The organism is Alcanivorax sp. NBRC 101098, from assembly GCF_001010505.1.
In the GTDB taxonomy this organism is placed as follows: Bacteria; Pseudomonadota; Gammaproteobacteria; order Pseudomonadales; family Alcanivoracaceae; genus Alcanivorax; species Alcanivorax borkumensis.
In genome coordinates this window covers 2,730,324-2,744,254 of record NZ_AP014613.1, presented here as the reverse complement: position 1 = coordinate 2,744,254, position 13,931 = coordinate 2,730,324, and the positions used below count along the sequence as shown (strand labels likewise).

Below are 13,931 nucleotides of genomic sequence, written 5' to 3'. Positions count from 1 at the left end.
ATCAACGGGGTCGATAGGGGCAGCATAGCAGGTAAGACAGGGGTATCTGTAGGTGTGTCTGGCGGCAGGGAATCAGTTGAAAGTTTAAATGCACACCATAGGGCCGATGAGTTCTGAAGAACCCTCCACGCACGATGGTATATCGCGGGCATTTTTCGCCACACCTCTCCGCGCTTTAGTTTTGTACGTTCAACGGTTTTTCACGCATTCACATAATTCAACGGCAAGGCTGCGGTATCGACTACCCGGCGCATTACAAAGCTGGAGTGCACGCCGCTCACCCCTTCGATCCGGGTAATACGGTTAAGCAAAAAACTCTGGTAAGCATCAATATCTGGCACCACCACTTTGAGCAAGTAATCCGCGTCTTGACCGGTGACCAGGTAGCACTGCTGCACCTCTACAAAACTGGCCACCTTTTCCTCGAAGTTGGCGAAGCGCTCCGGGGTGTGGCGATCCATGCTGATTTGGATCATTACTGTCAGGTCGAGCCCCAATTTTCGGGCGTCCAGTACGGTTTCCCGTTTGACAATGATGCCGGCGGCTTCCAGCTTTTGTACCCGCCGGGAGCAAGGTGAGGGCGAGAGCCCTACGGTTTCCGCCAGCTGCTGGTTACTGAGACCACCATTATGCTGTAGTGCATCGAGAATACGCAGGTCGGTGCGATCCAGTTTTGCTAGCGCCTGCTTGTTCATAATAAATTTCTCGCCATCTTGGTTTTTTGAGCAATATTATTGCGTATATGGCGGCAATTAGATTAAAAAAGCAACCAAATTGCGGGTCAGCTACCGTAAAGTATCTCTTGTGGGGCGATGATGCGAACCGCCAAAAGTGGGCCGCCACTCTTCGTTGCTACCGGTGCCTACCGGGCCCTGATCTAGACCCGAGATCACAATGCGAGTTGTTAACCAAGTCAGACAGTACCCCTGAACGATCAGGTTAGGAATTCACTTTCGGGGGGCAGGACATGCCCCTTTTTACGTTAAGGAAATTGTCATGAGCTTTGATCACCGTAAATATCGTCCTGTTGCCGTTATCGACAAACCCGACCGTCGCTGGCCTAACCAGCGTATTGAGAAGGCACCGCTGTGGGCAGCAGTGGACCTACGCGATGGTAACCAGGCGCTGATCAAGCCCATGTCGGTGGCGCAAAAGCGTCGTTTTTTCCAAATGTTGGTGGAGCTGGGTTTCAAGGAAATCGAAGTGGGTTTTCCGTCAGCCAGCCAGATCGATTTTGATTTTTGTCGGGCCTTGATTGAAGAAGATCTGGTGCCCGATGACGTACATATCCAAGTGCTGACTCAGGCCCGAGAAGACTTGATTGCGCGTACCTTTGACTCTCTCAAAGGGGCGAAGAACGCCATTGTGCATATTTACAATGCCACCTCGCCCACTTTCCGCGAGCAGGTGTTCAACGTGGACAAGGCCGGTTGTAAGGCTATTGCCGTGCGGGCCGCTGAATGGGTGAAAGAGAACGCGGCCAAGCAGCCGGATACCCACTGGAGTTTCCAGTATTCCCCGGAAACGTTCAGTGCCACGGAGACCGATTTCGCCATTGAAGTGATTGATGCGGTGAATGCGGTATGGCGACCGGATCAGGGGCAGCGAGTAATCATTAACCTGCCGGCTACGGTGGAAGTGAGCACGCCGAATGTGTTCGCGGACCAGGTAGAGATGGTGCACGACAATATTCAGTATCGCGATGATGTGATCATCAGCGTGCACACCCATGATGACCGTGGTTGTGGTGTGGCTGCAGCGGAAATGGCGGTAATGGCAGGGGCTGACCGGGTGGAGGGGACCTTGTTAGGTAATGGTGAGCGTACCGGCAATATGGACCTGGTGACTGCAGGCATGAACCTGTACAGCCAGGGAATAGACCCGGAAATTGACTTCTCGCGCATGAAAGAGATTGTGGCGTTGGTGGAAGAGATTACCGACATCCAAACTCATCCCCGCCACCCCTATGCGGGTGATCTGGTGTTCAGTGCTTTCTCCGGCAGCCATCAGGATGCCATCCGCAAATGCTTGGCCCGCTATCAGGAAGGCGATATCTGGACAGCGGCTTACTTGCCCATCGATCCGGCAGATGTGGGGCGGCGCTACGAGGAAGTGGTACGGATTAACTCCCAGTCCGGTAAGGGTGGCGTAGCTCACGTGCTGGAGCGGGATTTCGGTATCGATTTGCCGCGCTGGTTGCAGCAGGAGCTTGCCGGTGTGGTGCAGGGTGACGCCGAAGAAGATGGTGGCGAGATAACCAGCGAACGAGTGCACCGCCGTTTCAATAGCGATTATCTGAACGTGCCCATGGGTTGGGTATTGCGTTCCTACGACTTGAACCGCAGCAACGAACAGGTGCAGGCGCAGATCAGTATCGGTGATGATCGTCAGCCGGTGACCCTGTTGTCTGGCCGCGGTGACGGCGCCATGTCGGCCCTGGTGGATGCGCTTAACCGGCGTATCGGTGGTGAGGTGAAGGTGGTGTCTTTCGATGAATATTCGCTGGGCGATAACACCGAAGCCAACGCCATGGCCTGTGTGCGGGTACAGGTGGGTGACTCCACGCAAAGTGCTGTAGCCATGGCGGTGGATACTACCGCTGCGGCCTTGCAGGCCATTCTTTCTGCGGTGGGGCGAATGCAGGAAACGAGTGAGCAGTTAATCGCTAACAGTTAGTCGCGGCGCCGCCGCATTGGTTGTTGGGCAATCGAGAAGCCGCGCTCCGGTCAGAGACGCGGCTTCTTGTTTTGTAGAAGGGGCAGCGCGCAGGTCGAATGTCAGACTCGGCGTTGTTGTAATTTGACCTGATGCACATGAAAGATCAGGCAAGAAAAGCATTTAGAACACGCCCCAGTAAGGCGCGGGTTGTAACAAAGCGTTGTGGGTCGCCGAGCAGAGCCTCACGGTCTTCCACCCAACGGCCCGGCGCCAAATCATCAGAGCAAGCATCGCATAGGTCTGCAGCGTTACTCGCCTCCAGCTCCAGATGGAATTGCAGTGCCAACACGTTATCACCGTAGCGGAATGCCTGGTTGCGGCAGCCTTCGCTTTCCAGCAAATGTACGGCGCCATCGGGGATGGCAAAGGTATCGCCATGCCAGTGCAGCACGGCGGGCGCCTCGGCGAACAGTTTGCCAATGCTGTCACTTTTTCCCGCAGGAGTGGGGTAAACCGGGAACCAGCCAATTTCCTTTTCAGAACTGGGGGTCACGGGAGCGCCCAGTACCCGGGCGATCAGTTGAGCGCCTAGGCAAATGCCGAGCACTTTTTTGCCCGCCGCGATGCTGTCGCGGATCAGGGCTTTTTCTGTGCTCATCCAGGGGAATTGAAGGTCATCATCAGCGCCCATGGGGCCTCCCATGATGACCAGTACATCAAAATCCGCCGGGGTGGGCAGGGCGCCATCGGCAAACAACAGGGAGTGACGAATGCTGATGTCCCGTTCCTGAAACCAGGCCTCCATGGCGCCTAGTTGCTCGAACGGAACATGAGACAAGTAATGAACACGCATGGCTGTTCCTTCTTTGTATTGTTGGCAATCCCCAGTTGACGTTGCGTCTACAAGTACACAGTTTGAAAGCTGGCTAGAGGCTCATCCTTTTCATCGAATAACGTTAACCATTCGCCATCAATTCGGAAGTGATCACTAGCTTTGATCGCTTTAAAGAAAAGATCTTCAATGACGCTGGTGGAGCAGGCTTTGCGCGTGGTTGCTAGATCGGACAATGCCAGTTGATGGTCGTCGAGCAGGTAGTTGCCGCTGAGGCTGTTGCAGCTGCCATGTCCTTTGACGTTGCCCTCGGCGTTAAAAGTGAGGGTGGGAACGTGTGCGGAGTTGCCAAGAATAATGCGGTCTTCACCTAGGTGAGTTAACTGCCAGCGGGTATTGATTAGCTCGGCGGTGGGGAGTTGGCAATTATCCATACCTGTTTCCAGTTCGAAACTTTCCACAATTAAAGCGGTCTCGGTGCTGTCTGCCTGTTGGCCGGGGACCTTGCGTACCAAGCCGCTAACGATGGCGACCCGGGGTTGCTGCGGGTAGCGGATAGCGTTGTCGTAGGCTGACAGTAAATCGCCACTTTGCGGGCCACGAATGAGCAGTTGTTGATCGCTGTTGCATAGAGTGAAGATATCCCGGTGCTGGCCAGGTTTGCCGCGGGTAATGGCGCCGCGCAGGGTTTCACTGTCCGTCATTACTTCGTTGAGTGGCAGGATAATATCGACAAAACCTTGTTTGTTACCTTTCAGGGTTACCGCGTCGGACTGATAGAAGAGTCCTCCATCGGCCACAATTTGGCTGATAATCTGGTATTCGTGGTCTGTTTTCAGATCCTCGGGCAGATAATAAAGGCGGAAGGGCACGTCCGTTTTGTCTTCATCCAGCCGGATCAGGCGTTTGGAAATGAGCTGGGCGGTAGGGTCACTGGTATTGATCTGGTTGTCCAGCAGCGCCACGGTGAGGACGGCATTGTCGGGCAGCTCACTGTTCTGCGGGCGGGTGGCGGTACCGCTGATATGGGCCACGGCCAAGTTAGCACGCTGGTAGTCGCCGCTGAACAATGGCGAGGAGGAGGCATTGTCCGTTTCTTCATCGATATCTGAGCCGGACTCTTCTGTGTTTTCGCTATTGGCTTCTTTTAGGTTTGATGGCGATGAGGTAGTCGGCGTAAGGGTCAGTAAGTCATCTTGTTGTTGGCCGCTGGCGGTGGCCTCAGTGACTTTTTTTTCACGATTGTCCAAGTAGTGGAATGTGAAGTTGTCCTCCTGTTGCTCCCAGCGCAGCCCCTGAAGGTTTGTGTCGGCGGGAAGGTAGAGGTCTCCATTGGCTTCAAGTACCAGCACTTGCTGGTCACTTTGCCACACTCCGGCAATGCCATCGGTGCTGTTGCTGTCTCTGCCGGCGGAGGAGGGTTGGTTGTTGTCATTGTCGCTACAGCCCAGTAGGGCTAGGCCGCTAAAACACAGAGCGGCAAAGGGGACGGCATACTGCTTCATTGTGTGTTTCCTTCGGGGGGCGCGGTGGGTTCAGGTGGCGGTGGCAGGGGCACGGTTCCCGGGTCGGGAATGCGCACCAGCGCCATTTGCGCCTGAATCCAGCTTGCCCGTTGTTGTACGTAGTCGGTGGGGCCTTTGAAATCGTAAAGATTGGGACGCGGCAGCATGGCGGCTAGCTGTGCTGCCTGTAAGGGCGATAGCTGCGCGGCGCTGATCTGGAAATAATGTTGGGCAGCCGCTTCGGCACCGTAAATTTGGTGCCCCCATTGGGCCACATTCAGGTAGAGCTCAAGGATGCGGCGTTTGCTCAGGCCAATTTCCAGCATCAGGGCAATAACCGCTTCTTGCGCTTTGCGGGTATAGGTGCGCTCGCCGGACAGGTACAGGTTTTTGGCCAGTTGCTGGGTAATGGTGGAGCCACCAGCCACAGGCTTGCCTGCTTCCATATTGCGCTTCAGCGCATAGCGGATACCTTCCCAGTCAAAACCGGTGTGCTGCGTGAAATGGGCGTCTTCGGAAATCAGCACGGCCCGTTTCAGGTAATCACTGATCTGATCGTAATCACGCCAGTCTTGCTGCACATTGCCCTGCTTCTGGGCGCGGTGCATATAGGCGCTGCTGTCTGGATTGTGGTGTTGCAGACGCAGCACCTGGCCCAAATACCAGAGCTGGGCCAGTGTCGCTACCACAAATAGCAGGGCGAGAAACTGTAACAAGCGTCGTCGAAACGTCATGATTGGCGCTGACCGGGTCAGCTTTTCTTCTCCCTGAGCTTTTAAGGTCCCGGATGCTATGTTAACCGGGAAGCCCTTTAACAGGCTCCAATTGTCGGTGAAAGTTCCTGCTTTGTCAGGTGGCGCTAGCTACGAGGGGCTAAGGCGTTCAAAAAGTGAACATGGGGCGGGGACGCCAGGGATACACATTATTTTGGACAAATGCCATGCAGGGTGTGCTAGTTGGGGCTGTTACCGTTGCAATCGTGCTGCTGGGGGCGTTGTTGTTTCAGCGTAGCCGGTTGAGGTTGGCTCAGGTAAAAGACAGTGAAGTGCGTTTTCGGCTGGCCATGAAGCATTCTGCTATAGGTATGGCGTTGCTGAGCCCTCGCGGAGAGTGGCAAGCGGTTAACCATGCCTTGTGTGACCTGATGAATTATGACGAAGAGTTGCTGTTGGGCTCCAGTTATCAGGTTATTACCCACCCGGATGACCAGCTCAAGAGCCGGAGTATGCTAGAGGACCTGTTGGCTGGCGAAATCGAGGGCTATTCGCTGGAACAACGATTTATAGCTAGTGGCGGAGAGTCGATTTGGGTGCGATTGTCGGTGTCGTCCGTTAGTGCTGAGGGGGCGGTCAGTTATCTGGTTGCTCAGGTGGAGAACATCCATGCGGCTAAATTGTCCGAACAGGCATTGCAAGAGAGTCGCCAGCGCTTGCAAATGGCGCTGGAGGTGGGTGGTGTAGGCATTTGGCAGTATAGCCCTCAAAATAACGTGTTGTTCTGGGATGAGCGCATGTATGAGCTGTATGGCCTGCAACCAGGGGCGCCAGGGGATGGCTCTCTGGATATTTGGCGAAATAGTGTGCACCCGGACGATTACACTGAGATCACTACAGCATTCCAGCGTGTTATTGATGGCGGGGAAGATTTGGATGCGGAGTTTCGTGTTTGTTGGCCGGGGGGCGAAATTCGGCATATCCGTGTGCGAGCGGAAACCGTAGCTAGGGCCGATGGAGGGGACGCGCTGGTGCTGGGCACCAACTGGGATGTGACGGCAGAAAAGAGCATGCAGCAGTCGCTGGCCCATGAGAAAGAGCGTTTGCGCGTTACGCTGACCTCTATTGCCGATGGGGTGGTCGCCACGGATGAAGCCGGCCGCGTGACCTTTATGAACCCGGTAGCAGAGTCTCTGACGGGTTGGCGAGAAGAAGAAGCAGAAGGGATGCCGGTGGGCGATGTGCTGAAGCTGAGTGAAGATAATGTCAGCGGCCCGTCCCCTAACCCCATCACGGTGGCGTTGAACGGCGGAGATGTCTGCTTCTTGCGCGAGGGCAGTATGTTGCAAAATCGCGATGGCAGCCGCTACGAAATTCAGGATTCCGCGGCTCCGCTCAAGTCCGCAGAGGGCCAGGTAACCGGAGCCGTGATGGTGTTTCGCGATGTTACCACTCGGCGGGCTATGCAGAAAAAGTTACGTTATCACGCTACCCGTGATGCCTTGACCGGCCTCACCAATCGACGGGAATTTGAAAATACCCTGCTGGAATCCCTAGACGAAGAAGGCCCAGAGAACAACATACTGTGTTTTATCGATCTGGATCGTTTTAAGGTGGTGAATGACACCGCTGGCCATGTGGCGGGTGATGCCCTATTGCGTGAATGCGCGCAGGTGATCGGCCGTCAGGTTCGTGAGGGGGATGTGGTCGCTCGCCTGGGCGGCGACGAGTTCGGTTTGTTGCTACGCCACTGCCCAGCCCAGTGCGCGACACAGATTGCTGAAAGCGTGATTGCCGCCTTAGGCGAGATCCGGTTTGCTTGGAATGAATCACTTTACGACATTGGCGCAAGTGTTGGGTTGGTTCAGCTGGATGCTGACGTGAGTACTGTGGAAGAAGCTATGAGCCGGGCAGATGTGGCCTGCTACGCGGCCAAGCATCGGGGCCGTAATCAGGTTTCTGTGTATACCTCTGACGACAGTGAGGCCTCTCGCCGTCACCTGGAACTGCAGATGGCCGCGGGCTTGCGCGAATCCCTAGAATCGAATCGTTTCCTGCTTTACGCACAAGAAATTCGGCCCATCGACCCCCGCTCGGAACAATCGCATTACGAGGTGTTGTTGCGTCTGCGAGATCGCAATGGCGATATCCTTAGCCCCGGCGCCTTTATTCCGGCGGCAGAGCGCTATCAAATGATGCCGCACATTGACCGCTGGGTGTTGACTCAACTGTTGATCACGCTCAGCGAAGACTTGGCTGCCTTGCCGCACTTGAATCTCGCGATCAATTTATCGGCTACCTCGCTAGACGATCCGACGTTTATTCCATTTCTGGAATCTCTGCTCAATCAGACTCCGCTGTCTCCTGAGCGGCTCACCTTCGAAATCACCGAAACCACCGTGGTCAATCAGTTATCCTCTGCCAGTGACTTGCTTGGGCGTATTCGTGAGCAAGGCTGCAAGGTGGCGCTGGATGATTTTGGTAGCGGCTTCAGTTCGTTCAATTACCTGAAACATTTCCCGGTTGATGTCATCAAAATTGACGGAAGCTTTGTGCGCAACCTGCTGCACTCCAGCGTGGATCGCACTATTGTGGAGTCCATTAACGAGGTGGCCCATCGGCTGGGCGTGCAAACGGTGGCGGAATATGTGGAGGAGCTTGCCCTGATTCCCGTGTTGGAAGAAGCCGGCGTTGATTTTGTGCAAGGCTACGCTATCGGTAGGCCCCAACCATTAAGTGCGTTGTTTGAGCAGCAGCAACCAGAGGGGCTTGGGCTTAGCGGGAAGGTATTGGCTGGCCGTTAGCAATGGGGGCGCCGCGTGCAACTCCAATAATAAAGAGCCGCTGGCACTCTTTCAGTCAGGGGGAAGCTTTCCCCGGTGTTTTCAGTTGGATATCTGCCTGCCAGTGCTTCAACTTCTGGGTCATGGAAGGTTGGGCCGTCTCTTCTTGCAATTCCAATGCCCGCCTCTGGAGCCGGTTTTCGGCGTTTTTCGTGCTTCCGGTACTGTCTTTTTTCAGGTCGGTCTGGGGGATGCGGCTTAGGCCGTCATAATCCAGCCCATACTGGTAATCCTGTTCATACACATCGTTCCCACGGATGTAATCGTAGCGCTCCCCATAAGCCGGAGGGGTGTGGCAGCGAATGCCAGCAGTGACCCTGCAGCCAGTACGGTCCGTTGCCATTCTCTGTGCGGCATGGGGCTCTCCAGTTAGGCAAGCTAGTGAGTGAGGCAGGCTTGTTACAGGTTTGCTAGTTCGTTAGTTATTTCCTATCGCTTCAATGAAAGCATCCAAATTTACCAATCGCCATAAAGGCCCCATTCTTGTTCTCGACGAAAACATTAACGCAATCGTTTTACCGATAACTTAGGGAGTCTTGGACACATGGCACTGATCAACAGCGAAATCCAACCGTTCAACGCCACCGCATTCAAGCAGGGCGAATTTGTAGACATTTCAGAAGCGGATGTTAAGGGAAAGTGGGCGATCTTCTTTTTCTATCCCGCCGACTTCACCTTTGTTTGCCCTACTGAGTTGGGCGATGTGGCCGACAAGTATGAAGAGCTGCAGAAAATGGGCGTAGAAGTCTTCTCTGTATCCACCGATACCCACTTCACCCACAAAGCATGGCACGACACCTCCGACACCATCGGCAAGATTAATTACTTCATGGTGGGAGACCAGACCGGCAACATCACCAATAACTTTGGTGTAATGCGTGAAGGCCAAGGCCTGGCTGACCGCGCTACCTTCCTGATTGATCCAGATGGTGTAATCCAGGCAATGGAAATTACAGCTGAAGGTATCGGCCGTGATGCGGACGATCTGCTGCGCAAGGTAAAAGCGGCCCAGTATGTTCGCAACAACCCTGGCGAAGTTTGCCCGGCGAAATGGAAAGAAGGTGAAGCCACTCTTGCCCCGTCTCTGGACTTGGTCGGCAAGATCTAATCTCGCTTCCGATTGTAACAACCCTAGCGACAGTGCCGGGGTTGTTACCCCTTGAATGCTTAAGTTAATGAACACTCTATTTATAGTGAGGGGATACCCATGCTCACGAATGAAATTTTGCAGGCTCTTAAGGGCTACGCCGCCAACATGCAGAAGAAAGTCTCTTTTGTGCTGCAAAGCGGATCCCATGACAAACGCGAGGAACTGGTAACGTTTCTTTCCAGTATCGCGGGTGTCAGTGACAATCTCGCGTTCGAAGAACGGGATCTGGGTGACAGGCTCCGTAGTCCAATCAGTTTTCTGTTAGAAGCCGATGGTGAAGACACCGGTATCCGTTTCTCCGGTATTCCCGCAGGCCATGAATTCAATTCCTTGGTGTTAGCGTTTCTACATGCATCTGGGACCGAAATTAAACTGGACGCGGGTCTTCAGCGCATGGTGGCTAAGGCCAAAGGCGACATGCATTTTGAAGTGTTTATTAGCCTGAGCTGCCATAACTGCCCAGATGTGGTTCAGGCGCTGAATCAGTTCGCCTTGTTGAACCCCAATATCCGTACGGAAATGATCGACGGGGGGTTGTTTCAGGATGTGGTCAGTGACAGGAACATTCAGGGTGTGCCCAGCGTTTACTTGAACGGCGAGTTGTTCGCCAATGGCAAGGTTACCGCCGCTGAGTTGATCGATAAGCTGTTGGCCTACGACCCAAGCCTCGCTGAAGCCGGTGTCGGAGAAAAACTGCCATTGCAGGATGTTACCGTTATCGGGGGCGGCCCGGCGGGTGTTTCCGCCGCAATTTACAGCGCCCGTAAAGGTTTGAAGGTCACCCTGATCGCCGATCGTATTGGTGGGCAGGTGAAAGACACCATGGATATCGAAAACCTGATCTCCGTAAAGAAAACCACCGGCCCGGAACTGTCTGGTGCGCTGCAGGCGCATATGAGCGAATACGATGTGACAGTAAAAGAGCATCTGAGAGTGGCTCGTGTGGAGAAAGGCGATATTAAGACCGTGGTTTTGTCTTCCGGTGAAGCTATCGACACCAAGACGATTATCGTGGCCACCGGCGCCAAGTGGCGCGAACTGGGTGTGCCTGGTGAAAAGGAAAATATCGGCAATGGTGTGGCTTACTGCCCACACTGTGATGGTCCCTTCTTCAAGGGCAAGGATGTCGCTGTCATTGGTGGTGGCAACTCTGGCATCGAAGCTGCGCTGGATTTGGCCGGTATCGTTAAATCAGTGAATGTATTCGAGTTCATGCCAGAGCTGAAAGCGGACAAGGTGCTGGTGGACAAGGCTGAAGCCAAAGCCAACATTACCATTCACAGGAACGTGGCAACCAATCAGATAATGGCCAGTAACGGCAAGGTAGATGCCATTGAATACATTGACCGTGATACTGAGCAATTACATCGACTGCCCTTGCATGGGGTGTTTGTGCAGATCGGACTGGTGCCCAACAGTGACTTTCTAGAAGGGGTGGTTGAGCGTAGTCGGTTTGGAGAAATTGAAATCAACGAGAAGTGCCAGACATCGCAAGAGGGAATTTATGCGGCTGGTGATGTGACCACCGTGCCGTACAAACAGATTGTTATTAGTATGGGCGAAGGCTCTAAGGCTTCCCTGGCTGCTTTTGAATACCTGCTGACACAGAGCGATCGTCTTGATGCCCTGTATGAAAATGACAAGGATGTGCAGAAGGTCGCAGCGGTTGCCTGACCCCAGCGGTAAACAGAAAGTCACGGGTATACATAGCGGAAAACGGTACCTTAGATTTGCCGCAATCGCTTGTCCTAGCCAGTGCTATCGGCATGGCGCTCAGTAGTGTGGCCTTCTGTGCTGAAGTTGGTAGCTTGTACCTAGGCTTTCTCTGGGCGATGGTTTCATCACTGAGGCGGCTGTCATGTCTGCTGGTCTCGCTGCCTGGGTTTTGATATGAGTGAAAGGGATTAGGGGCGGCGCAGCGCAGACATCAAATGCGCCGCCTAAATTTACTCCAATGTGTCCGTTCCGTTAGTAAATTTTGAGAGCGTGAATTGTTGTTAACATAAAACAGGGGGCAGATATGAGCAGAGCTAAAACTGCGGAACGCAGAATGCAATATTCCAGCAACCGGGGCGGGGCCCGCCATGCGGTGCGTTATGTGGAAAGTTCGACTCCGCCTGAAGGGGAGTGCATGCTCTGCGTTGGCTCACTGGCGGATTCGCCGCCGGTAACGTTTGTTGGCCCGGTAGGCGACAGCCGGCCCTTGCCGATGCAGCGTTCTGATGAAGAATAGGCTGTCTTGTTCAGGCGAGCAGCGATCTCGAGTTATCATGGGGCATTAAGCTAGGGCGTTGCTTCGGTGTCCAGTAATACTGAATCTGTGGCAAACAATAAAGTAAGCAGAGCAAGTGAATATTGTTATGAATGAAATGGAACAGGCGGAAGACGAATTTGCCCAGAAGGCGATGGTTGAAGCGGTGGAGAATCAGATCGCTGACGGCCATCCCCGCGAGACCGGCATGGTGATGATGGCGTTGACAAAAAATGGCCTGGACCATGATGAAGCACTGGAAAAAATGGCTGATGTGTTGGCCGTCCATGTAGCTGCAACCATGGAAGACGAAACGCCATTTGATATTAATGCTTACGCTCGCGATTTGCTGCAGCTGGCCAAGGGATAGGCAAGCGTAGTTATAGGGCGAGCACCGTCGCTGTGGCTAGGGGCGTTCAATTATACGCGCCTGCCGAGTACGTCAGCTCGTAACTATGGCTATAGATTTCAAGAATGTTTCCGAAAGGGTCTTCCATGTACACCATGCGGTAAGGCTTCTCGCCAGGGAAGTATTCTCTTACTGGCATTCGCTGTTTGCCTCCTGCGGCCACAATTTTTTCTGCTAGGCCTTCCACATCGGGGTCCTGAACGCAGAAATGGAACACGCCAGTTTTCCAATACTCAAAATTGTTTTCCGGCTTTTCAACATGGTTGAATTCGAAAATCTCCACACCAATACGGTCTCCGGTGGAAAGGTGGGCAATGCGTAATGATGTCCAGCCCTTTCCGAATACGTCGGTGCACATCAGGCCGATAGCACTGTTATCTTCGGTGATGGCAGTGGGGGGCATAATTAAATACCAGCCAAGCACCTGGGTGTAGAAGCGTACGGCGGCATCTAGGTCGGTAACGGATAGGCCGATGTGGGAAAAGTTGCGAGGGTAGGGCTGGTTCATGGTGGGGCCTCATGGCTGGTGGCGATTGCGGCTACGGCATGAGGAAAGCCTAAAAGGGTTGTGTTATAAGATAAATGGAGCTCATCTTATTGCCTCGATAAGGTTTACTTATGATCAGCCCTCAATGGTTGCGTTCTTTTGTGGTGTTAGCGGAGCGGGGCAGTTTCACTCGTACGGCAGACCAGCTGGGGCTGACTCAGGCGGCGGTCAGCCAGCATATTCGACACCTGGAAGAGACCTTGGGGCCGCTGTTGATTCGCCGGCCTCGCCAGATTGAGCTGACGCCGGCAGGTCAGGCACTGTTGATGTATTGCGCAGACCTGGAGCAGGCAGAAAAACGGCTAAATTTGCGCTTGTCCGGGGAGGATGATCGGCAGGGTGAAATCAGCCTGATCAGCCCCGGCAGCATTGGTTTGTCTCTGTATCCTTTGCTGCTGGATTTGCAGGCCTTATACCCTGGTTTGACGATGCGTCATCGTTTTGCTCCCGATCATGATGTTCTTAAGGCTGTGGGAAATAATGACTTTGAGTTAGGTCTGGTTACCATCAAGCCAGACGACCCGCGACTGGCGGCGTGTCTTTTTGCGCAGGAACCACTGGATTTGGTCGTACCAGCTAAAGTTATGGTGAGTTGTTGGGAAGATCTTGAAAACCTAGGGTTTATTGATCATCCGGATGGGCAGGCCATGGCGTCACGGCTATTGAGCAGAGTCTTTCCGGGAAATCGCGGCATTCGCAGTATTGCGTGCAAGGGGTTTGTGAATCAGATTGGTTTGATTCTGGATCCAGTGGCGCGGGGGTTTGGTTTTACAGTGCTTCCACGCTATGCCCGCGAAGCCTATGCCTGGCCTGATGCAATTCGGGTGGTGGAAATGGACCCTCGTGTGGTCGATTCATTGTGGCTGATTTATCGTGCGCAATGGACGCTGTCGGCCCGCGCCCGGTTTGTGGCGAGCGAGTTGGCTTCCCGTTTAACGGGGAAGACGCTGGAGCTGGTGTAGCGGTGTCAGGCAAGCTTGGCGATTGCGACTAGGGTCGAATGCAAGTGGCCTGCCTCTTCCT

The 13,931-nt window shown here is 54.0% G+C and carries 13 protein-coding genes; 7 read left to right on the top strand and 6 right to left on the bottom strand.

The features are described 5' to 3' along the window. Positions 1-200: 200 nt before the first annotated feature. Entirely contained in the window at positions 201-695 is a 495-nt protein-coding gene (locus AS19_RS12465) for an Lrp/AsnC family transcriptional regulator (protein ID WP_011589712.1), read from the bottom strand. A gap of 301 nt (positions 696-996) precedes the next feature. Between AS19_RS12465 and AS19_RS12460 the strand changes: the two genes are divergently transcribed. Continuing rightward, positions 997-2,676 carry a 2-isopropylmalate synthase gene (locus tag AS19_RS12460; protein ID WP_046962157.1) on the top strand — a complete coding sequence of 560 codons (1,680 nt, stop codon included), beginning with the start codon at positions 997-999 and terminating at the stop codon, positions 2,674-2,676. A 145-nt stretch (positions 2,677-2,821) separates the two neighbouring features. Here the strand turns inward: AS19_RS12460 and AS19_RS12455 are convergent, their stop codons facing one another. From AS19_RS12455 to mtgA, 3 genes are read right to left on the bottom strand one after another with little or no spacing between them, the layout of a single operon-like run. Then, positions 2,822-3,511: a type 1 glutamine amidotransferase gene (locus tag AS19_RS12455; protein ID WP_046962156.1), complete on the bottom strand. Its 690-nt coding sequence runs from the start codon at positions 3,509-3,511 to the stop codon at positions 2,822-2,824. Positions 3,512-3,558: 47 nt separating this feature from the next. Further along, on the bottom strand, positions 3,559-4,995 hold the full coding sequence (locus AS19_RS12450) for an META domain-containing protein (RefSeq protein ID WP_046962155.1): 1,437 nt from the start codon (positions 4,993-4,995) through the stop codon (positions 3,559-3,561). Next, positions 4,992-5,729: a monofunctional biosynthetic peptidoglycan transglycosylase gene (mtgA, locus tag AS19_RS12445; RefSeq protein ID WP_011589708.1), complete on the bottom strand. Its 738-nt coding sequence runs from the start codon at positions 5,727-5,729 to the stop codon at positions 4,992-4,994. The genes AS19_RS12450 and mtgA overlap by 4 nt, the downstream gene beginning before the upstream one ends. 206 nt (positions 5,730-5,935) lie before the next feature. Here mtgA and AS19_RS12440 point away from each other — a divergent pair, with 206 nt between their 5' ends. After that, positions 5,936-8,512, top strand: a complete 2,577-nt coding sequence (locus AS19_RS12440) for an EAL domain-containing protein (RefSeq protein WP_046962154.1) — start codon at positions 5,936-5,938, stop codon at positions 8,510-8,512. A 55-nt stretch (positions 8,513-8,567) separates the two neighbouring features. Here AS19_RS12440 and AS19_RS12435 read toward each other — a convergent pair whose 3' ends face one another. Continuing rightward, the gene (locus AS19_RS12435) at positions 8,568-8,894 is read right to left on the bottom strand and encodes a hypothetical protein (protein WP_011589706.1); all 327 of its coding nucleotides are present in this window, start codon (positions 8,892-8,894) and stop codon (positions 8,568-8,570) included. A 201-nt stretch (positions 8,895-9,095) separates the two neighbouring features. Here AS19_RS12435 and ahpC point away from each other — a divergent pair, with 201 nt between their 5' ends. From ahpC to AS19_RS12415, 4 genes are all read left to right on the top strand, one after another. Then, a complete protein-coding gene (gene ahpC, locus AS19_RS12430) occupies positions 9,096-9,659 on the top strand; it encodes an alkyl hydroperoxide reductase subunit C (protein WP_011589705.1) in 564 nt (187 codons plus the stop codon). Positions 9,660-9,758: 99 nt separating this feature from the next. After that, positions 9,759-11,375, top strand: coding sequence for an alkyl hydroperoxide reductase subunit F (gene ahpF / locus AS19_RS12425; RefSeq protein WP_011589704.1), 1,617 nt, complete (start codon positions 9,759-9,761; stop codon positions 11,373-11,375). Between the two features lie 346 nt (positions 11,376-11,721). Beyond that, entirely contained in the window at positions 11,722-11,934 is a 213-nt protein-coding gene (locus AS19_RS12420) for a hypothetical protein (RefSeq protein ID WP_144412651.1), read from the top strand. Positions 11,935-12,049: 115 nt separating this feature from the next. Beyond that, entirely contained in the window at positions 12,050-12,322 is a 273-nt protein-coding gene (locus AS19_RS12415) for a hypothetical protein (protein WP_231860850.1), read from the top strand. Between the two features lie 46 nt (positions 12,323-12,368). Here the strand turns inward: AS19_RS12415 and AS19_RS12410 are convergent, their stop codons facing one another. Then, positions 12,369-12,869 carry a lactoylglutathione lyase family protein gene (locus tag AS19_RS12410; RefSeq protein WP_011589702.1) on the bottom strand — a complete coding sequence of 167 codons (501 nt, stop codon included), beginning with the start codon at positions 12,867-12,869 and terminating at the stop codon, positions 12,369-12,371. A gap of 110 nt (positions 12,870-12,979) precedes the next feature. On the opposite strand from AS19_RS12410, the gene AS19_RS12405 reads away from it, so the two are divergent. Beyond that, a complete protein-coding gene (locus AS19_RS12405) occupies positions 12,980-13,870 on the top strand; it encodes a LysR family transcriptional regulator (RefSeq protein WP_011589701.1) in 891 nt (296 codons plus the stop codon). The last annotated feature ends 61 nt before the right edge of the window (positions 13,871-13,931 follow it).

What these genes read in the sequence shown, in the direction of transcription:
- AS19_RS12465 (WP_011589712.1), bottom strand. Translation starts at nt 695, where the DNA reads ATGAACAAGCAGGCGCTAGCAAAACTGGATCGCACCGACCTGCGTATT.
- AS19_RS12460 (WP_046962157.1), top strand. Translation starts at nt 997, where the DNA reads ATGAGCTTTGATCACCGTAAATATCGTCCTGTTGCCGTTATCGACAAA.
- AS19_RS12455 (WP_046962156.1), bottom strand. Translation starts at nt 3,511, where the DNA reads ATGCGTGTTCATTACTTGTCTCATGTTCCGTTCGAGCAACTAGGCGCC.
- AS19_RS12450 (WP_046962155.1), bottom strand. Translation starts at nt 4,995, where the DNA reads ATGAAGCAGTATGCCGTCCCCTTTGCCGCTCTGTGTTTTAGCGGCCTA.
- mtgA (WP_011589708.1), bottom strand. Translation starts at nt 5,729, where the DNA reads ATGACGTTTCGACGACGCTTGTTACAGTTTCTCGCCCTGCTATTTGTG.
- AS19_RS12440 (WP_046962154.1), top strand. Translation starts at nt 5,936, where the DNA reads ATGCAGGGTGTGCTAGTTGGGGCTGTTACCGTTGCAATCGTGCTGCTG.
- AS19_RS12435 (WP_011589706.1), bottom strand. Translation starts at nt 8,894, where the DNA reads ATGGCAACGGACCGTACTGGCTGCAGGGTCACTGCTGGCATTCGCTGC.
- ahpC (WP_011589705.1), top strand. Translation starts at nt 9,096, where the DNA reads ATGGCACTGATCAACAGCGAAATCCAACCGTTCAACGCCACCGCATTC.
- ahpF (WP_011589704.1), top strand. Translation starts at nt 9,759, where the DNA reads ATGCTCACGAATGAAATTTTGCAGGCTCTTAAGGGCTACGCCGCCAAC.
- AS19_RS12420 (WP_144412651.1), top strand. Translation starts at nt 11,722, where the DNA reads ATGAGCAGAGCTAAAACTGCGGAACGCAGAATGCAATATTCCAGCAAC.
- AS19_RS12410 (WP_011589702.1), bottom strand. Translation starts at nt 12,869, where the DNA reads ATGAACCAGCCCTACCCTCGCAACTTTTCCCACATCGGCCTATCCGTT.
- AS19_RS12405 (WP_011589701.1), top strand. Translation starts at nt 12,980, where the DNA reads ATGATCAGCCCTCAATGGTTGCGTTCTTTTGTGGTGTTAGCGGAGCGG.